This is a genomic window from Pseudoalteromonas sp. C8, assembly GCF_011378685.1.
Taxonomy (GTDB): domain Bacteria; phylum Pseudomonadota; class Gammaproteobacteria; order Enterobacterales; family Alteromonadaceae; genus Pseudoalteromonas; species Pseudoalteromonas arctica.
On the sequence record NZ_WTKT01000004.1, the window covers coordinates 38,275 to 58,037 of the forward strand.

Genomic DNA, 19,763 nt, shown 5'->3' on the forward strand with positions numbered 1-19,763 from the left:
ATGAGTTACCTAGGAACCACACAAACATTATTTGTAAAAGAAGTGAGTAACGAAGGTGCTTACTTAGATGGTCATGATTTAGGTGAAGTGTTTTTACCAAAACAAGAAATTAAACATGAGCTTGAAGCGGGCGATAGCATTAGTGTATTTATCTTTTTAGACAACGCTAACTTAGCAACTGCCACAACTAAAAAGCCACACGCACAAGTAGGTGAATATGCCCTGCTTCGCGTTAAAGAAATTAATAGTATTGGTGCATTTTTAGATTGGGGTCTTGAGAAAGATGTACTAACCCCGTTTAACGAACAAAAACCACGCATGCAAGAAGGTCACTCATATTTAGTTCGTCTGTACCTTGATAATGCAAGCCAACGTATTTGTGCATCAAACAACTTTAATCGCTTCCTATCTAAAGATGAGCCACAATATACTCACTTACAAGAAGTAGATTTAATTGTTGCTGGTAAAACAGATATTGGCTACAAGGTATTAATTGAAGAATCGCATTTCGGTGTTGTTTTTTACAATATGGTATTTAAAAGCTTATTTGTGGGTCAAAAGCTTAAAGGCTTCATTCAGAAAGTACGTGAAGATGGAAAAATTGATGTTGTATTAGAAAAACCAGGTATGGGAAAAGTAAGTGACCTTGGTGAAACTATTATGCAAAAACTTAAAAACGAAGGTGGAGTTATCCCATTAGGTGATAAATCTGAACCTGAAGCAATAAAAAAGATGTTTTCTACTAGTAAAGCTAACTATAAAAAAGCAATTGGTGGATTATTCAAACAAGAGTTGATAGATATTGAAGCGAAATCCATTCGCTTAAGATCTTAATTATAAATAATAGGCTGTAATTACTAATATTATCTGTTTGTAATTAACCTAAAATATACTTATAAGGCAATGTACATTGCGTATATTGCCTTGAATAATCAAGCACTTCACCTTTTGACTCTAGGTTAAGCGGTGCCAAACGAAAAACCTTCTTTTCGCATTCTATTTTTTTATCATCAAGCTTAGATATGCAATCAGTTACTGTTATATGCTGAGATGTAAGTGTATCCTCATTTTTGTAACATAGGTGGTGTGCATAATCTTGCATTGTTTGTTTAAAATCGAACATATTGACAGGGTAACTCGTGATTATATCTGTTACTGATGTAACATCATCATATGCTTTATTAGAAAAAAGATTTTTATTTACTGAAAAACCCGCAACAATAATAATTATAAAACCTAATAATAACTTCAAAACAAACCCCTACTACATTTCAATCCCAATAATGTAACATAAAATATACATGAGGTAAGGGCTTTTAGCACTATATTGCTGCTTTTTGTTAAATTATGCTATAGATCTATTAACATCACTAAGCACTTTTACGGGATCATCTGCCTGAGTAATAGGTCGGCCTATAACTAAATAATCACTTCCTGCATCTATTGCTTGCTTAGGAGTCATAATACGCTTTTGATCGCCAGCATCACTGCCTTCAGGACGTATACCTGGTGTTACAAGTTTAAAGTTCTCACCTAACTCTGCTTTTAAAGCTTTTGCTTCTTGTGCAGAACACACAACGCCATCAAGCCCTGCTTCCTTTGCAAGCTTAGCTAAATATATAACTTGCTCTTGAGCAGATTTATCAACGCCTAAACGCTTTAGTTCTGTTTCATCCATGCTTGTTAATACAGTAACCGCGATAAGTAATGGCGCTTTATCGCCAAATTGTTCTAGAGCCGATTTAGCTTTGCTCATCATTTCAAAACCACCAGAAGCATGAACGTTTACCATCCACACACCCATTTTCGCAGCTGCAGTAACAGCTTTAGCTACTGTATTAGGGATGTCATGAAATTTTAAATCTAGAAAAACATCAAAACCTAAATCAATTAACTCTTTAACAAATGCAGGTCCAAAATAAGTAAACATCTCTTTGCCTACTTTAAGACGACATGTATCAGGAGAAAGTTGTTTAACAAAGTTTAAAGCAACCTCTTGATCATCGTAATCTAATGCTATAAGAATTTTTTTTGACTGTTCGAAAGACATGACTATCCTAATGTATGGCTATAATACCAATCCGCAATAATACTTAATCAATTTGAGGACCAAATCTGACGCTAACTGCGTTAAAAATTTCTTATATAGAACAATAATATTACGAAATTTTTGCCTTGTTATCGACACAATTTTCTTACCTCAAAACAGACCACTTAATTAAGCGAATTGATATAAAGTAATTGTATAAGTAGATTTAATGCAATAGTGCTAGCTGGTAATTTGAGAGAAGGTGTAGAGAAATTTATATAGACACAACATCAAAAAATTCCAACCCAGTAAACTCTCAGTTTAATTTGCTAAAATTATCATAGTTAAATCCGATATTATTTAAGGGGTTATTAAAATCCGTCTAAGCCTCGACTTGGAACAATGGTTTCCCAATGCTTACAAGAAGGGCAATTCCAATATATGGTGTAGCTTGTAAAACCGCAATGCTGACATTGGAAATCAGGTTTTGTAGCAATATAAGAGGTTACAAGCTTATCAATTTCATTAAGTACTTCTTTAGTATTTTTATTTTGGTCACCCATTAATTGCAGTAAAAAACTGAAACCACGAATAGTAGGTTGACGTTTTAAGCTATCAGTTAGAAATTCAAAGGCTTGTTTAGTGTGTCCTTGCTCAAGCAATGCTTGGCAATGTTTTATTTTAATTAATACACCGCCCTTTTCTAACAAGTCACTGACTAATTCATGAAATTGATGCGTTAAATTTAATTGTTTATAGCTGTGAGCTAGCTCATCAATAAACAACGGCGCAAACAAAGTGAATTGTGATACAAGCTCACGCCAGTAATAAATAGCTTTAACGTAATCTTCTTTCGCGTAAGCAACTAATCCTAACTCGTAAAGCGGACGTACGGCTTTATAATTTAAGCTAATCGCTTTTCTCATTAGTTGGGGTGTGTTATCACTTAAAGCTGATTCACAATAAAAATTAGCGATCGCTTTAAATTGTTGTTCTTTTGCAAATAGCTCGCTGTGGGCTTCAAACATGTTGATGCCTTTTTCCCATTCACGGGTTTGCGAGTATAAAGTAATAATAGGATCTAGCGCTTCTACATGCCCTGCTTTAACTAACCAAACTAAGTGCTCTTCTGCACTATCTAGTAGACCAGCCATTATGTAATCTTCGGCAAGTTCTAAACGGCTAGTTGCAGCTTGTTGTTCATTTAAGCTTGGGTGTTTTAAAAGAAGTTCATGGATTTTTATTGCGCGATCTAGTTCACCTCTACGGCGAAACATAGTAGCAAGTGTAGAATAGTGTTCAACAGAGTCAGCTGAAACTTCAAGCAAATTAATTAAGTGCTCTAAGCCTTGGTCTTCTTCTCTGTCGAGTAGAAACTTTAAGCCTTTGCTGTATTCAGAAGTGATCTGACGATTAAGTTGATGAGCTTGATTTTTGGCACTATTTTTACCCATAATCCAACCGTAACCAGCGGCAACAGGTAATAGTAAAAACAAAAGCTCAATCATAGTTAGGTGTCTTTATTCGCGGCAAGCTTTTTTTTATCTTTTTCAGGCGCTAATTGCTTTTTTAAGCGGTAGTTTTGCCACTTTAATTGCGAAAACAATTTAAAGCTAATAAAACAACCAATTAAAACACCTAATAAAAAGCAGATACTTATTATTACAGCTAAAGGTAATGTATTACTGGCTATAATATAATTTATTTGTACTAACTGTGGGTTTTGTGACCCTAATACAAATGCACTGATAAGGCATAGTGCAACCAGAATAATTTTTAATACCTTAAACAAGTAACTACTCCACTAAGTTAACTAGGCAATGCTTTCATTTACGCGGTCGCGTAATTCTTTGCCTGGTTTAAAATGAGGTACATGCTTTCCTTCAAGCTCAACTGTGTCGCCAGTCTTAGGATTACGACCTGTGCGAGGAGCGCGGAAATGCAAAGAGAAACTACCAAAACCTCTGATCTCAATACGATCTGAAGTAGATAATGAGCCGGCCATTTGTTCAAGAATTTCTTTTACAGCATTCTCAACATCTTTCACTGGAACGTGTGCGTGTTGTTCCGCAAGTGTTTCTATCAGTTCTGACTTAGTCATAGCGTTTCCTTAAAAAGAGATATAGGAAGGGCAAAAAATGCCCTTCCAACTAAAAACTAATTATATATTAGTCTTTTTGTGCATTTGCGAAAGCAGCTGCCATTGCGTTTTCAAACACTGGCTCTTCTTTCTTAAGCTTCTCTAGTACTTCTTTCTCTTCTGCTTCGAAAAGAGCTTTTACAGATAAGCTTAAAGTGCGGTTCTTACGATCAACACCAACGTATTTAACTTCAATCTCGTCGCCTACAGAAACAACAGTAGTTGCATCTTCAACGCGTTCTTGAGCGATATCAGCTACACGGATGTAACCTTCAACGCCTTCGATAAGTTCAACAGTTGCGCCTTTCGCATCAACTTCAGTCACTTTACCTTTAACAATAGCACCTTTTTTGTTTGCATCAAGGTAGTTATTGAATGGGTCAGCTTCGATTTGCTTAACACCTAGAGAGATACGTTCACGCTCTGGGTCAACTTGCAATACGATAGCAGTGATTTCGTCGCCTTTCTTGAATTCACGTACAGCTTCTTCGCCAGGTGTATTCCAAGAAATGTCTGAAAGGTGTACAAGACCGTCAATACCACCGTCAAGACCGATAAAGATACCGAAGTCAGTGATTGATTTGATCTTACCAGTAACTTGATCGCCTTTGTTTTGTAGACGAGCAAATTCCTGCCAAGGATTAGCAATACATTGCTTAAGACCAAGAGAAATACGACGACGTTCTTCGTCAATTTCTAAAACCATAACTTCAACAGTGTCGCCTAAGCTAACAACTTTTGAAGGATGGATGTTTTTGTTAGTCCAATCCATTTCAGAAACGTGTACTAAACCTTCAACGCCTTCTTCGATTTCCACGAAACAGCCGTAATCTGTAAGGTTAGTAACACGACCAGAAAGTTTAGAACCTTCTGGGTAACGACCAGCGATAGCTGCCCATGGATCTTCACCAAGCTGTTTAAGGCCTAGAGATACACGAGTTTTATCTTTGTCGAATTTTAGAACTTTAACTGCGATTTCGTCGCCAACATTAACGATTTCTGAAGGGTGCTTAACACGCTTCCAAGCCATATCAGTAATGTGTAGTAGACCATCAACACCACCAAGGTCAACGAATGCACCGTAGTCAGTAAGGTTCTTAACGATACCTTTAACTTCTTGGCCTTCAACAAGGTTAGCAAGAAGCTCTTCACGTTCTTGTGAGTTTTCAGATTCGATAACTGCACGACGTGAAACAACAACGTTGTTACGTTTTTGGTCAAGCTTGATTACTTTAAATTCAAGCTCTTTGCCTTCAAGGTGAGTTGTGTCACGTACTGGACGAACATCAACAAGTGAACCAGGTAGGAAAGCACGGATTGAATCAACTTCAACTGTGAAACCGCCTTTAACTTTACCGTTGATAACACCAGTAACAGTCTCTTGCTCTTCACATGCTTTCTCAAGACGGATCCATGCTTCGTGACGCTTAGCTTTCTCACGAGAAAGAATAGTTTCACCGAAACCGTCTTCAATTGCATCTAGTGCAACATCTACTTCGTCGCCTACAGCAACTTCAAGTTCACCAGCAGCATTTTTGAACTGCTCTGCAGGGATAGCACTTTCTGATTTAAGACCAGCATCTACAAGTACAATGTTATTCTCGATAGAGATTACTGTACCTTTAACGATAGAGCCTTGCTCTGCTTCAAAACCCTTTAAGCTTTCTTCAAATAACTGCGCAAAATTTTCTGACATACGAATATACGTCTCTATATATTATACCAATAAGCAACCATGCTGCATGGGGTTGTTAAAATAGCACTGGCATCCTGCTGGCGCATAAAATGTGTTTTAGCTTCGTTTAGGAAGCTTACCTTCAGAGATTGCAATATCTAATAAAGTTATTACCTTATCAAACACTTGCTGTGCATTGAGTTCGCTAGTATCAAGCTCAATAGCATCATCTGCAGGTACAAGCGGAGCAACGGCACGATTCATATCGCGCTCGTCACGAGCTTGAATGTCCTGTAATAGACCACTTAGTGTAACATCAAGACCGCGCGTATTCAACTCAACAAAGCGTCTACGAGCACGCTCTTCTGCACTTGCTGTTAAATATATTTTTAACGGCGCATCTTGAAAAACCACAGTGCCCATATCACGGCCATCGGCAATTAAGCCGTTTTCAGTGCGAAATGCACGCTGGCGACGTAATAACGCTTCACGAACGCGAGGTAATGCTGCAACTTTTGATGCTGCAGCGCCTACTTCTTCATTACGAATAGTAGTAGTTACATCTTCGCCTTCTAAAATAACTTTTCCTGCATTAGTTTGGCTATCTACCAAAAACTGCACATCTAAATTTGCAGCAAGAGGGACAAGCCCTTCTTCATTGTCTAATGCAATTTGGTGATGAAGTGCAGCTAAAGATAAAACGCGATAAATCGCACCGCTATCTAATACATCCCACCCTAACTTGTCGGCTAACAAGCGACAAACAGTTCCTTTACCTGAACCACTTGGGCCATCAACGGTGATCACGGGCATTAATAACGCCTGCATTTAAAACCTCCTGCAATGCACACCTAAATAAACCGCGACATTATACGTCAGTTATTAAAATATATCTGCTATTAGTGTGTAACTTTTGTAATTACTTCTAATTAGCTTATTCACTGACTGACGCTAAAACATTGAAAAATGTAGGAAATGTTTTATAGGTACACTTTGGATCATTAATCGTTATTGGCTTTCCACCAACGGCAACCATTGCAAAACACATGGCTATACGGTGATCGTCGTAAGTGTCTATTGCTACATCGTTGAAGTGTTTAGGCGGTGTAATTTCTATAAAGTCATGCCCTTCTACCACTTCTGCACCTACTTTTCTAAGCTCAGTTGCCATCGCATATAAACGGTCTGTTTCTTTTACTCGCCAGTTATAAATGTTACGAATGGCAGTTGGGCCTTTAGCGAAAAGAGCAACAGTTGCAAGGGTCATAGCAGCATCAGGAATTGCATTAGCGTCAATATCTACGCCTTTTAATTCGCCTTTGCGAACAACTAAACGTTCATCATACCAATCGATTTTTGCGCCTACTTGCTCCATTACTTTAGCAAAGCCTATATCACCTTGAACTGATTTAGCACCCACGCCTTTAATTTCAATCTCGCCGCCAGCAATTGCAGCCGCAGCAACAAAGTAAGAAGCAGAAGATGCATCGCCTTCAACCATAATTCGATCGAGTGATTGATACTGTTGACCACCTTTAACTTTAAAAGTTGCATAATCACTGTGTTCAACACTAACACCAAAACGTGCCATTACATCAAGCGTAATATCAATATAAGGTTTAGATACTAAAGTACCTTTAATAGTTATCGTTGTATCACCGCTAAATAATGGCGCTGCCATTAATAGAGCCGTTAAAAATTGACTTGAAATACTACCGTCAATTTCAACCTCACCACCTTTTATTTGACCACCTACAATTTTAAGTGGTGGATAGTCTTTGTGTTTTGTATAAGTAACATCACCACCAAGCGCTTGTAGAGCATCAACTAAGTGCCCTATCGGACGCTCTTCCATACGTGGCTCGCCTATTAGCTCATACTCACCAGCAACGGCAGCAAGTACAGCCGTTAAAGGTCTGTAAGCAGTACCCGCATTACCTAAAAACAAGGGCTCAGTAGGTGTATTAAACACACCACCAACTCCCTCTACGGTCGCTACAGTGTGTTCATCATTTAAAGTTACATTTACACCCAATAACTTTAAAGCACCCAGCATATGGCGTATATCGTCACTATCAAGTAAGTTCTCTACAACGGTGGTACCGTTTGCCAGTGCTGCTAATAATAAAATTCTGTTCGATAGACTCTTTGAACCTGGTAGGGTTACCGTGCCATTTACTTTAGAAATAGGTTCTAAACGGAGCTGCTCCATTAGCTGTGCTCCTTTGCAAATGCAGCCATAAAATCTACAAGTGCTTGAACACCTTCAAGAGGCATAGCGTTATAAATACTTGCGCGCATACCGCCCACAATTCTGTGACCTTCAAGTGCAAGTAAACCGGCCTCGTTTGATTGAGCAACAAATTTGCTATTTAAGCTTTCATCGTTTAACCAAAATGGAACATTCATGCGTGAGCGGCAATGTTTAGCGACTATATTTGAATAAAAATCTGAGTTATCGATAAAATCATACAGTAAATTTGCTTTAGCAATATTTTGTGCTTCCATGGCTTTTACCCCACCATTGCTTTCAAGCCATTCAAATACTTCAGCCGCTAAATACCAAGCAAAGGTAGGTGGGGTATTAAACATACTGCCCTGCTTTGCTTCAAGTGCGTAATCTAAAATACCGGGCTTTGGCAAACCTTCGCGCTCAAGTAATGTTTTACGAACAATAACAATTGATATGCCCGATGGACCGATATTTTTTTGCGCACCAGCGTAAATCAAATCAAATTTATTAACGTCTATCTCACGCGATAAAATAGTTGAAGACATATCAGCAATAATCGGAGCTGTTGGGTGGCTTGGTACATCAAAAATCTCTAAGCCATCGACAGTTTCATTAGGGCAATAGTGGATGTACGCAGCGTCTTCTGGTAATTCCCAGTCAGCAACGTCTTTAATTGAAAACTCACCATCAGCATCATTACGGACATCCGTAAAAGACGTTTGAGTAAACTTATTCGCTTCATCTCTGGCGCTTTTCGACCAAACGCCATTCTCACAATAAAACGCTGTTTTGCCTTCTTGGTGTAAGTTTAATGGCACAGCACTAAACTGGCCACGACCACCACCATGCATAAACAGCACTTCAAATTCATCACTAATATTCATTAGGCGACGAAGGCTAGCTTCACATTTAGCTGTAAGCGCTAAAAACTCTTTACTGCGATGGCTAATCTCCATCACAGACACACCTAGGTCTTGCCAATCTAGAAACTCTTTTTGCGCTTTTTTCATAACCGCTTGCGGAAGCATAGCTGGCCCCGCACAAAAATTATATTTACTCATTACCTTTGCCTCATTCCAGTAATTTAACTACTAAGCATGAACATTTAATACCAATCCGCTAAACCTTTAAAATTTAATGAATAATACCAATCCGCAATAATACTTAATCATTTTGCGGGGCTAAACGTGTCGCTACTTGCGTTAAACAATTCTCATTTAGAACAACTAAATAGCGAATTTTTTGCCTAGCTATCAACACGTTTTTCCACCCTCAAAATAGATCTCTTAATTAAGCGAATTGGTATGAGTATAATTTCACACCCTATTAATTTTTTTCAACAACATTAAAAAAAGCGGCCAAGGCCGCTTTTTCAATATCAATTATTCTGAAGGAGGATTATCATCCGCTACTTCATCAATAACCGTATCTACTGTTTCAACGTCTTCAATATCAATTAAGTCACTTTCTGTAACTTCAATCTCTTCTATACGTTGTAAACCAACTACTTGCTCTCCGTCAATAGTTCTGATCAAAATAACACCTTGTGTGTTACGTCCAACCGTTGAAACTTCATTAACGCGAGTTCGTACTAAGGTACCACGATTCGAAATAATCATTATTTCATCGTTGTCATCAACTTGCACAGCACCAACAACAGCACCGTTACGTTCACTCACCTTAATTGATACAACACCTTGTGTTGCGCGGCTCTTAGATGGGTAATCTTCAAGTTGTGTACGCTTACCGTAACCATTTTCAGTTACCGTTAGAATGGCACCGTCAGTTTTTGGTACAATTAACGATACTACGCGTTGCTCGTCTGGCATTTTAATACCACGAACACCTGTAGCAGTACGACCCATTGGGCGAACACCTTTGAAGCGAATCTCAGGGTTACCTTCTTCGTCTAATACTGGGTTGCCGTTTTCATCAACAACTGTTGTTTCTTCAGCTTCTTTGAAGCGTACAACTTTACCTGCATCAGTGAACAACATAATTTCGTTGCTACCATCGGTAATATCAACACCAATCAAGCTATCGCCATCATTTAAGTTAACAGCAATAATACCGCTTGCACGTTGACGACTGTAAGCCGTTAATGGTGTTTTCTTAACTGTACCGAATGCAGTTGCCATAAAGATATATTTATCTTCTGCGTACTCGCGTACTGGCAATATAGCAGTTATACGTTCATCAGCTTCAAGTGGTAACAAGTTAACAATTGGCTTACCGCGCGCTGCACGACTTGCTAGTGGTAACTGATACACTTTAAGCCAATATAAACGACCGGCCGTAGAGAAACATAAAATAGTATCGTGTGTATTTGCAACTAACAGACGTTCAATGAAATCTTCATCTTTCATCTTCGTTGCTGACTTACCTTTACCACCACGACGCTGTGCTTCGTAATCAGACAATGCCTGATACTTCACATACCCTTCGTGAGAAAGCGTTACAACAACGTTTTCTTCGGTAATTAAGTCTTCAAGGCTGATATCGTGAGCCGCTGCATTAATCTCAGTACGACGTTCGTCGCCATACTGCGCTTTAATTTCAACTAGTTCGTCACGAATAACTTCCATTAAACGCTCAGGTGTTGCCAAAATATAAAGTAGCTCAGCAATTAACTCTAACAACGCTTGATATTCAGTTAAGATTTTTTCGTGTTCAAGACCAGTAAGCTTGTGTAAACGCAAATCTAGAATTGCTTGAGCTTGTTGCTCAGAAATATAGTATTGACCGTCGCGAATACCTAAATCATCAGCAAGCCAATCTGGACGGGCTACATTATCTTCGCCTGCTTTTTCAAGCATACCTTGTACATGACCTAATTCCCACGGACGTGCAGTTAAAGCAATTTTAGCTTCAGCAGGTGTAGGTGATCTACGAATAAGCTCGATAATTGGGTCAATGTTTGCAAGCGCAATTGCTAAACCTTCAAGCGTATGAGCACGGTCACGCGCTTTGCGTAAATCAAACACGGTACGACGAGTTACTACTTCACGGCGGTGAATAATAAACTCTTCAAGCATTTCTTTTAGATTAAAACACTTAGGTTGGTTGTTAATTAATGCAACCATATTCATACCAAACACAGTTTGTAGCTGAGTTTGTGAATACAAGTTATTTAAAATAACTTCGCCTACATCACCACGTTTAATTTCAATAACGATACGCATACCGTCTTTATCTGATTCATCACGTAGTGCACTAATACCTTCAATTTTCTTATCTTTAACAAGCTCTGCAATTTTTTCAATTAAACGGGCTTTATTAACTTGATAAGGAATTTCGTGAACGATGATTGTTTCACGGCCTGTTTTTTCATCGGTTTCGACGTCGGCGCGTGCACGCATGTACACTTTACCACGGCCAGTTAAATAGGCTTGTTCAATGCCTTTTTTACCGTTGATAATTGCAGCCGTTGGGAAATCAGGACCAGGAATATAATCCATTAACTCTAAAATAGTTAAATCAGGATTTTGAATAAGTGCCAAACAACCGTTCACAACTTCAGTTAAGTTATGTGGTGGTATATTTGTAGCCATACCTACTGCAATACCCGACGAACCATTCACTAATAAATTAGGGACTTTCGTAGGTAACACGTCAGGGATGAACTCAGTACCGTCGTAGTTAGGAACGAAATCAACCGTTTCTTTTTCAAGATCGGCTAATAACTCATGCGACATTTTTGCCATACGTACTTCTGTATAACGCATTGCCGCTGCTGAATCACCATCAACCGAACCGAAGTTACCTTGGCCATCTACAAGCATATAACGTAGTGAGAATGGCTGAGCCATACGAACTATCGTGTCATAAACTGCACTGTCGCCGTGTGGATGGTATTTACCGATTACGTCACCGACCACACGGGCCGATTTTTTGTAAGGCTTGTTCCAGTCATTACTAAGCTCGTTCATTGCAAACAAAACGCGGCGATGAACAGGTTTTAAGCCGTCACGTACGTCTGGTAATGCACGTCCTACTATTACGCTCATTGCGTAATCTAAGTAGGAGTTTTTTAACTCGTCTTCAATATTGACTGGCAGAATTTCATTGGCGAGATCAGTCATTTGATATCACATTCCTTCAGTATCAGCTCTCAACAACCCGGTATTGGGTATTAAGAGTATTGTTATTATTTCTAACAGCCATGCTATCACAATTAATTTTAATTTACAGGCGCAAAACTTTGCGATTTATCAATTTAGCCCTATATAATGGCCTCAGATTGACGAGGAAGTATTTTATGACCGAACATCAAAATGTAGATCACGCAGAAATAGCAAAATTTGAAGCCATCGCTGAGCGTTGGTGGGACCTAGACGGAGAATTCAAACCTCTTCACGAAATTAACCCGTTACGTTTAGACTTTATAGCAAACAAAACGCAAGGCTTATTCGATAAAGAAACACTCGACGTTGGCTGTGGCGGCGGTATTTTAAGCCAAAGCATGGCGCGTATGGGTGCAAAAGTAACTGGCATCGATATGGGCCAAGAGCCTCTAACCGTTGCTAAGTTGCACAGTTTAGAAACTGGCGTAAATGTAGATTATATAAAAGTGCCTGCAGAAGAGTTTGCAACACAGTACCCTGAGCGCTTTGATGTAATAACGTGTATGGAAATGCTTGAGCACGTTCCCGACCCAGCATCTATCATTCATGCTGTAGCTGCACTTGCCAAACCAGGCGCGGACGTGTTTTTTTCAACCCTGAACAAAACACCTAAAGCATATTTATACGCGATTGTTGGCGCTGAAAAACTCTTAAAAATGGTGCCTGAAGGTACACACGACCATAAAAAGTTTATAAAGCCTGCACAGCTTATTGCATGGGCAGAGCAAGCCGGTTTAAAAGTTCGTGCAAGTACAGGGCTTTCTTATAACCCACTATCAAAGCAATATACGCTCAATAGTGACGTTAGCGTAAATTACATACTTTATTTTGAGAAGTTAGCTTAATGGCTAACTCTCAAGCCCCCCTACCCCTTATTGAGTACGATGCATTTTTATTTGATTTAGACGGCACCCTACTCGACACCGCTGATGATTTAGGTGCCGCTTTAAACGCAGTCCTTATTAGCAATAAAATAGAACCTGTTAGTAGTGATATATACCGTCCTGCCGCATCTAACGGCGCAGGCGCATTATTAGAGGCTGGTTTTAAAGAATTATGGGCTAAACAACCCCAAAGCGAGCTTATAAAGCAATTAGTTGACGAGTACGCCACAAACATAGCAAATCACACACGTTGCTTCAGCGGAGTTGAATCGTTACTTATCGCCCTTGATCAGAAAAAAATCAAATGGGGGATCATGACTAATAAACCAGGGTTTTTAACCGATCCTTTAGTGGCAGCTATTCCCGCATTAAAAAATGCCAGTGTAATAATAAGTGGCGACACCTTAACTGAAGCTAAGCCATCACCTTTACCACTGCTGCATTGTGCAAAGCTCATGCAAGTAGAACCAAAGCGCTGTTTATACATTGGTGATGCACAGCGAGACATACAAGCAGGCAAAGCGGCAGGTATGCTTACCGCAACGGCTCTTTGGGGTTACATACCAAGTATTGATGAAGCAAACAGCTGGAATGCTGATTTTAACTGGCAAAGCCCAATTGATGGTTTTAACCATATATAGTGCTATGTTAATTTATAAACACTATATATTGTTATTTCATTAGTTTTCACGCAAAGTTTGCTGATAAAAAAAGCAGTCAGAATTTATTTTTAAAATGCGTAAATTTAGCAGAATTTAGTTTACTTTTTGAACGCCTTTGGTTGAGTGGTCGTTTAAGTGTGAGCGTCTACTAACACAAATACGCTATACCGAAGTTATCCACAAATAGGGGCAATTATGTCCCTTGCAAAACAACTCAGACCACATTAGAGTTTTATTAACACTTTGATGGGATTGATATTTCAATTAAGTGGAGGGGCTAACATCATACTCAAATTTTGAATATGATGTTAGCAAAGACACTTGCTCGAGTTTTAAGAAAGTGCCCAAGTTTGGAAGTTTGAGCGTAACTTATTCTTATATTCTCAGCAAGTGGCTAACTCAGATTTAGGATAACTAAAATTGAAGTTCAGTTTATCTATAGAAATATCAGAAAGTGTAATAATAGGTATTTTTAAAATTATTACACTGAGCAGCATGCTCTTTGTATAAATTTAAATGGGCTATCTTTTAGCCCATTTCTATATGTTCCCTCTAATTATGCTTTTTATTTATAAAAGCGTTCAACTATGAACACTAAACAACTCACTTAGATAGTCCACTGAATCCATATATAGTGCTATGTTAATTATTAAACACTATATATTGTGATTGTGTTAGTTTTCACACAAAGCTTGCCGATAAAAAAAGCAGTCAAAATTTATTTTTAAAATGAGTAAATTTAGCAGATCATTAGTTGATTTTTGCATATTTCAACTTAAATGATTGTTCGAAGGTGAGTGTCTACTAACACAAATGCGTTATCCCAAAGTTATCCACAAACAGGGGCAATTATGTCCCTTGCAAAACAACTCAGACCACACTATCTTGTGATCTCTAAATTGAACAACACCAGATATTGTGGCCAAATGTTATTCAATTAAATTCGCCAATACGGTGAAACCTATAATAAATGATTATGTACCTTGCTTCGGCGAGGCATAAAGCATTGGTCAAAATACATAATTCCCAAGGAATACAGGCAAATGAACCAACAGTTATCTGTAAGCAAACGTGACGGGCGCAAAGAGCCTCTTGATCTGGATAAGATCCATCGCGTTATTGAATGGGCCGCCGAAGGTTTAAGCAACGTTTCGGTTTCGCAAGTTGAATTAAAATCGCACATTCAGTTTTACGACGGTATTCGTACTAAAGACATTCACGAAACCATCATTAAAGCAGCAGCGGATCAGATTTCGAAAGAATCGCCTGATTATCAATACTTAGCGGCACGTTTAGCTGTATTCCATTTACGTAAAAAAGCGTATGGTCAATTTGAGCCACCACGTTTATTTGACCACGTAACAAAAATGGTTGGCGATAAACGCTACGATGCTCACTTATTAGTAGATTACACAGAGCAAGAATTAGACGAGCTTGATGCATATCTTGATCATTCTCGCGATCTTAACTTTAGCTACGCGGCTGTAAAACAGCTTGAAGGTAAGTATCTCGTTCAAAACCGTGTATCGGGTGAAATCTACGAAAGTGCACAGTTTTTATATATTTTAGTAGCAGCGAGCTTATTCTCTGACTACCCACGTGAAACACGCGTTTCTTACATTAAGCGCTTTTACGACGCAGTATCGTTATTTAAAATATCTCTACCAACGCCAATTATGTCGGGTGTACGTACACCTACTCGCCAGTTTAGCTCGTGTGTATTAATTGAATGTGGCGATAGCCTTGATTCAATCAATGCAACGTCGTCAGCTATTGTTAAATACGTTTCACAACGCGCAGGTATTGGTATTAATGCTGGTCGAATTCGTGCGCTAGGTAGCCATATTCGTAACGGCGAAGCGTACCACACAGGTTGTATTCCTTTTTATAAGCACTTTCAAACAGCTGTTAAAAGTTGTTCGCAAGGTGGTGTACGTGGCGGCGCTGCAACATTGTTCTACCCGCTTTGGCATTTAGAAGTAGAGAACCTACTTGTACTTAAAAATAACCGTGGTGTGGACGACAACCGCGTTCGTCACCTAGATTACGGCGTACAATTTAATAAACTAATGTACTCTCGTTTAATTAAAGACGACTACATTACGTTATTTAGCCCATCAGATGTGCCTGGTCTTTACGATGCATTTTTTGAAGACCAAGCTGAGTTTGACGCGCTTTACGTAAAATACGAACAAGACGAATCGATTCGTAAAAAACGCATTAAAGCGATTGAGCTTTTCTCTATGTTTGCGCAAGAGCGTGCAAGTACAGGTCGTATTTATTTACAAAATGTGGACCACTGTAATACACATAGCCCGTTCATTGCTAAAGTTGCGCCTATTCGCCAATCTAACTTATGTTTAGAAATTGCATTGCCAACTAAGCCACTTAATAACGTAAATGACGAAGAAGGCGAAATTGCCCTTTGTACACTGTCTGCGTTTAACTTAGGTGCAATAGAATCACTTGATGAGCTTGAAGAGCTAGCTGAACTTGCAGTACGCGCACTTGATAACTTACTTGATTTCCAAGACTACCCAGTACCGGCTGCTAAAAATGCAACTATGGGTCGTCGAACGTTAGGTATAGGTGTGATTAACTACGCATACTACCTAGCTAAAAACGGTAAGCGTTATTCAGATGGCAGCGCAAATGCACTGACTCATAAAACATTTGAAGCGATTCAATACTACTTGATGAAAGCATCAAACGAGCTTGCTAAAGAGCGTGGTGCCTGTCCTAAGTTTAACGAAACAACGTATTCACAAGGCATTATGCCAACAGATACGTACAAACGTGATTTAGATAAAATTTGTGATGAGCCACTTCATCTTGATTGGGATACACTACGTGCAAATATTAAAGAGCACGGTATGCGTAACTCAACACTAAGTGCGTTAATGCCATCAGAAACATCGTCGCAAATCTCTAATGCAACAAATGGTATTGAGCCACCACGTGGACATATTAGCGTTAAAGCAAGTAAAGACGGTATTTTAAAGCAAGTTGTTCCTGAGTATGAACGTTTAAAAGATCAATACGAGCTACTGTGGGACATTCCATCAAACGATGGTTACTTGCAGCTTGTTGGTATAATGCAAAAATTTGTAGACCAAACAATTTCTGCAAATACAAATTATGATCCAAACAAGTTCGAAGGCGGTAAAGTACCTATGCAAGTCTTATTAAAAGACTTACTAAGCGCGTACAAACTAGGTGTTAAAACCTTGTACTACCACAATACTCGTGATGGTGCCTCAGATATGCAAGAAGATACTCCAGAAGTGGAAGATGATGATTGTGAAGGCGGCGCGTGTAAAATATAACTGCTGATTTTTATTTTAAGCGGGCATTTAGCCCGCTTTTTCTGATAGTTTTTTGAGTGATAAACATGTCTTATACTACTTTTAGCCGAAACCATAATAACCAAATGCAAGAGCCAATGTTTTTTGGCCAAACTGTAAACGTATCTCGTTACGACCAACAAAAATACCCAATTTTTGAAAAATTAATCGAGAAGCAACTATCTTTCTTTTGGCGTCCTGAGGAAGTAGATGTAAGTAAAGACCGTTTAGACTTTCAAGCGTTACCCGATCACGAAAAGCATATATTTTTAAGTAACCTCAAATACCAAACTCTACTTGATAGTGTGCAAGGTCGTTCGCCAAACGTTGCCCTACTTCCAATTGTATCGCTACCAGAGCTTGAAACATGGATAGAAACATGGGCATTTAGTGAAACAATTCACAGCCGCTCATACACGCATATTATCCGTAACGTAACACAAGCACCTGAACTTATTTTTGATGACATTGTTAGCAACGATAAAATTAGCGAACGTGCCGATGCCGTAACTAAATACTACGACGACTTAATCAACTCTGTATCGCTTTACAATTTATATGGTGAAGGCAAACACGAGATTAACGGTAAAACTGTTATCGTGAATTTGTTTGAGCTTAAAAAGAAACTTTACCTGGCTATGATGTCGGTAAATATTCTTGAAGCGATTCGCTTTTACGTAAGCTTTGCATGTTCGTTTGCGTTTGCTGAGCGTGAGCTAATGGAAGGTAACGCTAAAATCATCAAACTTATTGCGCGCGATGAAGCACTTCACCTTTCGGGTACTCAGCATATTTTAAACATTATGCAAGACGGTAAAGATGACCCAGAAATGGCGATTGTTGCAGCTCAGTGCCGCGACGAAGCGATTAAAATGTTTGTTGATGCTGCAGAGCAAGAAAAAGAGTGGGCTGAGTATTTATTTAAAGATGGTTCAATGATTGGCTTAAATAAGCATATTTTATGTCAGTACGTTGAATACATTACTAATGCACGTATGACTGCCATTGGCTTGCCAGCACAGTTTGAAAATAACAGTAACCCTATCCCATGGATAAACTCGTGGTTAGTGTCTGATAATGTGCAAGTGGCACCGCAAGAAGCAGAAATTAGCTCATACCTTGTTGGTCAAATAGACTCTCAAGTTGATGCATCAGAATTTGGTGATTTTGATTTATAATGAGTGACAAGTCTACTGCAAGCATAACGCTTGCAGAAAACAGCCAGTGTATAGAATTTACCGCTGGCTGCCCTTCTCTTTTACACTGCTTAGAATCCATGAAAATAGACGTTGCATTCCAATGCCGCGAAGGCTACTGCGGCGCTTGTAGGGCAACGTTAGTATCAGGTAACGTTGAGTACAACGAAGAGCCACTTGCGTTTGTGCGCGAAGGCGAAATATTGTTGTGCTGCTGTAAACCCAATGGCAATGTAAGTATTAATCTGAAATAAAATTAATACTTACATATACCGTTTATTAAGCGCATCAATACTGTGGAACAAACCGGTAATGCCCTGTAATTTTGTAATCAAAAAGCATGTCACTTTTTTGCGGCCCACGCCCAATATTATGCACAATAAGCGGATTACCTGTATCTTGAGATGATTCATTAATCACCATGCATATATGAGGTAAATTACCTGGTAACATCCACGTTACTATATCGCCGGTTTTATAATCACTCACTTTGTTGGATTTACTTAATACGTTTGCATGGCGCTCAAAGTAAGCTTGTAAATTTGGAACACGTCGGTGGTCTATATTTTTATCAGGCTTACTTAAACCCCAAATACGTTTAGATGGATACAGTGTAAAGTTATTTTGCATGTCTTCATGCACGAGTTTCTGTAAATCGATGCCTAACTTTCTGTAACTTCTGATTATAACGTCGGTACATACCCCAATATTTTTAGGCACATCACCACCTGGGTAAGCAATTGAGTGATAAGCCCCATCGTAGGTAATATTGTGTTTTGTTCGCTCGAGTAAGGCTGATACTATACCTTCTTCAAACGTTACAGCTTGTGCATCAATACACATTAAAGTAAAAAAGCATCCTAACGTTTTGTTCATATAAATTCCTTTAAAATTCTGCGCTAATTACAGAGTATGAGTTACATATTTTGGCACATCTATTTTTTACCACGACTAGCAAATTGATCATCAAGCGGGTATGCCATCTTTTCGAGCGGAGCATGGTGATATCCCTCTCGTTGAATTTCACTAATGTAACGAAGCATAAATGCGTTAGCGCCAAGCTCAAGCCACTGCGCAACATGAACAAGTTCATGAAAATGGACCCTTAAATTAGTAGCGACGTGGGGAAGTATATAATAAGTATATTTATACGTTATACCCGCCGCGTCCATATCGACAAAATCACCTAGGCCCATTTCTCGCAGACCCGCAAAGTCTGGCTTTGGTATTTGGTCTACAACAACGTAATACGCGTTTTTTAAAACGCTCGGTAGGATAAAACCCATAAAATTCATTACTGAATTTATCACAACTCACTTTTTGACTACTGTATTTTAAATTTGTAGCGTCAATCCAATTTTCTATTTGTTCTAGCACAGCTCCTCTCCTAAAGTACAAATGCAACACACCATGTGTAAACCTTAATCTAATATTGTAGTAAGTTTTTTAACCAGCACTTTTAGTATTAACACCTCG

General features: G+C 38.9%; 17 protein-coding genes and 1 pseudogene. 6 read left to right on the forward strand and 12 right to left on the reverse strand.

Annotated features, from left to right (window positions below):
- On the forward strand, positions 1 to 834 hold the full coding sequence (locus tag GQR39_RS05335; protein WP_024590152.1) for a S1-like domain-containing RNA-binding protein: 834 nt from the start codon (positions 1 to 3) through the stop codon (positions 832 to 834).
- 43 nt (positions 835 to 877) lie between these two features.
- Here GQR39_RS05335 and GQR39_RS05340 read toward each other — a convergent pair whose 3' ends face one another.
- The 10 genes from GQR39_RS05340 to gyrA form a co-directional block, all read right to left on the reverse strand.
- Positions 878 to 1,252, reverse strand: a complete 375-nt coding sequence (locus GQR39_RS05340; RefSeq protein ID WP_165735002.1) for a hypothetical protein — start codon at positions 1,250 to 1,252, stop codon at positions 878 to 880.
- 93 nt (positions 1,253 to 1,345) lie between these two features.
- Entirely contained in the window at positions 1,346 to 2,050 is a 705-nt protein-coding gene (pyrF, locus tag GQR39_RS05345) for an orotidine-5'-phosphate decarboxylase (RefSeq protein ID WP_101217323.1), read from the reverse strand.
- Between the two features lie 350 nt (positions 2,051 to 2,400).
- The gene (gene lapB / locus GQR39_RS05350) at positions 2,401 to 3,537 is read right to left on the reverse strand and encodes a lipopolysaccharide assembly protein LapB (protein ID WP_165735003.1); all 1,137 of its coding nucleotides are present in this window, start codon (positions 3,535 to 3,537) and stop codon (positions 2,401 to 2,403) included.
- Between the two features lie 2 nt (positions 3,538 to 3,539).
- Entirely contained in the window at positions 3,540 to 3,821 is a 282-nt protein-coding gene (locus GQR39_RS05355; RefSeq protein ID WP_024600249.1) for a LapA family protein, read from the reverse strand.
- Positions 3,822 to 3,842: 21 nt separating this feature from the next.
- The gene (ihfB, locus tag GQR39_RS05360; protein ID WP_007583054.1) at positions 3,843 to 4,130 is read right to left on the reverse strand and encodes an integration host factor subunit beta; all 288 of its coding nucleotides are present in this window, start codon (positions 4,128 to 4,130) and stop codon (positions 3,843 to 3,845) included.
- Positions 4,131 to 4,197: 67 nt separating this feature from the next.
- Positions 4,198 to 5,865, reverse strand: coding sequence for a 30S ribosomal protein S1 (rpsA, locus tag GQR39_RS05365; RefSeq protein ID WP_002961176.1), 1,668 nt, complete (start codon positions 5,863 to 5,865; stop codon positions 4,198 to 4,200).
- Between the two features lie 96 nt (positions 5,866 to 5,961).
- Entirely contained in the window at positions 5,962 to 6,672 is a 711-nt protein-coding gene (gene cmk, locus GQR39_RS05370) for a (d)CMP kinase (protein WP_007583052.1), read from the reverse strand.
- Between the two features lie 106 nt (positions 6,673 to 6,778).
- The gene (gene aroA, locus GQR39_RS05375) at positions 6,779 to 8,056 is read right to left on the reverse strand and encodes a 3-phosphoshikimate 1-carboxyvinyltransferase (RefSeq protein WP_010552859.1); all 1,278 of its coding nucleotides are present in this window, start codon (positions 8,054 to 8,056) and stop codon (positions 6,779 to 6,781) included.
- Positions 8,056 to 9,138 carry a 3-phosphoserine/phosphohydroxythreonine transaminase gene (gene serC / locus GQR39_RS05380; RefSeq protein WP_010552860.1) on the reverse strand — a complete coding sequence of 361 codons (1,083 nt, stop codon included), beginning with the start codon at positions 9,136 to 9,138 and terminating at the stop codon, positions 8,056 to 8,058. The genes aroA and serC overlap by 1 nt, the downstream gene beginning before the upstream one ends.
- Positions 9,139 to 9,459: 321 nt before the next feature.
- Entirely contained in the window at positions 9,460 to 12,159 is a 2,700-nt protein-coding gene (gyrA, locus tag GQR39_RS05385; RefSeq protein ID WP_165735004.1) for a DNA topoisomerase (ATP-hydrolyzing) subunit A, read from the reverse strand.
- A gap of 176 nt (positions 12,160 to 12,335) precedes the next feature.
- On the opposite strand from gyrA, the gene ubiG reads away from it, so the two are divergent.
- The 5 genes from ubiG to yfaE all read left to right on the forward strand — a co-directional run bounded on the left by ubiG (position 12,336) and on the right by yfaE (position 18,541).
- Positions 12,336 to 13,046 (forward strand): bifunctional 2-polyprenyl-6-hydroxyphenol methylase/3-demethylubiquinol 3-O-methyltransferase UbiG, encoded by a 711-nt coding sequence (gene ubiG / locus GQR39_RS05390; RefSeq protein ID WP_008171708.1) that lies wholly within the window; start codon positions 12,336 to 12,338, stop codon positions 13,044 to 13,046.
- The gene (locus GQR39_RS05395) at positions 13,046 to 13,726 is read left to right on the forward strand and encodes an HAD-IA family hydrolase (protein ID WP_165735005.1); all 681 of its coding nucleotides are present in this window, start codon (positions 13,046 to 13,048) and stop codon (positions 13,724 to 13,726) included. Before ubiG ends, GQR39_RS05395 begins: the two co-directional genes overlap by 1 nt.
- A gap of 1,064 nt (positions 13,727 to 14,790) precedes the next feature.
- On the forward strand, positions 14,791 to 17,073 hold the full coding sequence (gene nrdA, locus GQR39_RS05400; RefSeq protein WP_010552863.1) for a class 1a ribonucleoside-diphosphate reductase subunit alpha: 2,283 nt from the start codon (positions 14,791 to 14,793) through the stop codon (positions 17,071 to 17,073).
- Positions 17,074 to 17,138: 65 nt separating this feature from the next.
- Complete coding sequence (gene nrdB / locus GQR39_RS05405) at positions 17,139 to 18,269, forward strand: class Ia ribonucleoside-diphosphate reductase subunit beta (protein WP_007583038.1); 1,131 nt, start codon at positions 17,139 to 17,141, stop codon at positions 18,267 to 18,269.
- Positions 18,269 to 18,541: a class I ribonucleotide reductase maintenance protein YfaE gene (yfaE, locus tag GQR39_RS05410; protein WP_101217320.1), complete on the forward strand. Its 273-nt coding sequence runs from the start codon at positions 18,269 to 18,271 to the stop codon at positions 18,539 to 18,541. Before nrdB ends, yfaE begins: the two co-directional genes overlap by 1 nt.
- Positions 18,542 to 18,575: 34 nt before the next feature.
- Here yfaE and GQR39_RS05415 read toward each other — a convergent pair whose 3' ends face one another.
- Both GQR39_RS05415 and GQR39_RS05420 read right to left on the reverse strand, forming a co-directional pair.
- Positions 18,576 to 19,163, reverse strand: coding sequence for a DUF1287 domain-containing protein (locus tag GQR39_RS05415; RefSeq protein WP_165735006.1), 588 nt, complete (start codon positions 19,161 to 19,163; stop codon positions 18,576 to 18,578).
- Positions 19,164 to 19,190: 27 nt separating this feature from the next.
- Positions 19,191 to 19,664, reverse strand: a pseudogene (locus tag GQR39_RS05420) (hypothetical protein).
- Positions 19,665 to 19,763: the final 99 nt, after the last annotated feature.

What these genes read in the sequence shown, in the direction of transcription:
- GQR39_RS05335 (WP_024590152.1), top strand. Translation starts at nt 1, where the DNA reads ATGAGTTACCTAGGAACCACACAAACATTATTTGTAAAAGAAGTGAGT.
- pyrF (WP_101217323.1), bottom strand. Translation starts at nt 2,050, where the DNA reads ATGTCTTTCGAACAGTCAAAAAAAATTCTTATAGCATTAGATTACGAT.
- lapB (WP_165735003.1), bottom strand. Translation starts at nt 3,537, where the DNA reads ATGATTGAGCTTTTGTTTTTACTATTACCTGTTGCCGCTGGTTACGGT.
- ihfB (WP_007583054.1), bottom strand. Translation starts at nt 4,130, where the DNA reads ATGACTAAGTCAGAACTGATAGAAACACTTGCGGAACAACACGCACAC.
- rpsA (WP_002961176.1), bottom strand. Translation starts at nt 5,865, where the DNA reads ATGTCAGAAAATTTTGCGCAGTTATTTGAAGAAAGCTTAAAGGGTTTT.
- cmk (WP_007583052.1), bottom strand. Translation starts at nt 6,672, where the DNA reads ATGCAGGCGTTATTAATGCCCGTGATCACCGTTGATGGCCCAAGTGGT.
- aroA (WP_010552859.1), bottom strand. Translation starts at nt 8,056, where the DNA reads ATGGAGCAGCTCCGTTTAGAACCTATTTCTAAAGTAAATGGCACGGTA.
- serC (WP_010552860.1), bottom strand. Translation starts at nt 9,138, where the DNA reads ATGAGTAAATATAATTTTTGTGCGGGGCCAGCTATGCTTCCGCAAGCG.
- gyrA (WP_165735004.1), bottom strand. Translation starts at nt 12,159, where the DNA reads ATGACTGATCTCGCCAATGAAATTCTGCCAGTCAATATTGAAGACGAG.
- ubiG (WP_008171708.1), top strand. Translation starts at nt 12,336, where the DNA reads ATGACCGAACATCAAAATGTAGATCACGCAGAAATAGCAAAATTTGAA.
- GQR39_RS05395 (WP_165735005.1), top strand. Translation starts at nt 13,046, where the DNA reads ATGGCTAACTCTCAAGCCCCCCTACCCCTTATTGAGTACGATGCATTT.
- nrdA (WP_010552863.1), top strand. Translation starts at nt 14,791, where the DNA reads ATGAACCAACAGTTATCTGTAAGCAAACGTGACGGGCGCAAAGAGCCT.
- nrdB (WP_007583038.1), top strand. Translation starts at nt 17,139, where the DNA reads ATGTCTTATACTACTTTTAGCCGAAACCATAATAACCAAATGCAAGAG.
- yfaE (WP_101217320.1), top strand. Translation starts at nt 18,269, where the DNA reads ATGAGTGACAAGTCTACTGCAAGCATAACGCTTGCAGAAAACAGCCAG.
- GQR39_RS05415 (WP_165735006.1), bottom strand. Translation starts at nt 19,163, where the DNA reads ATGAACAAAACGTTAGGATGCTTTTTTACTTTAATGTGTATTGATGCA.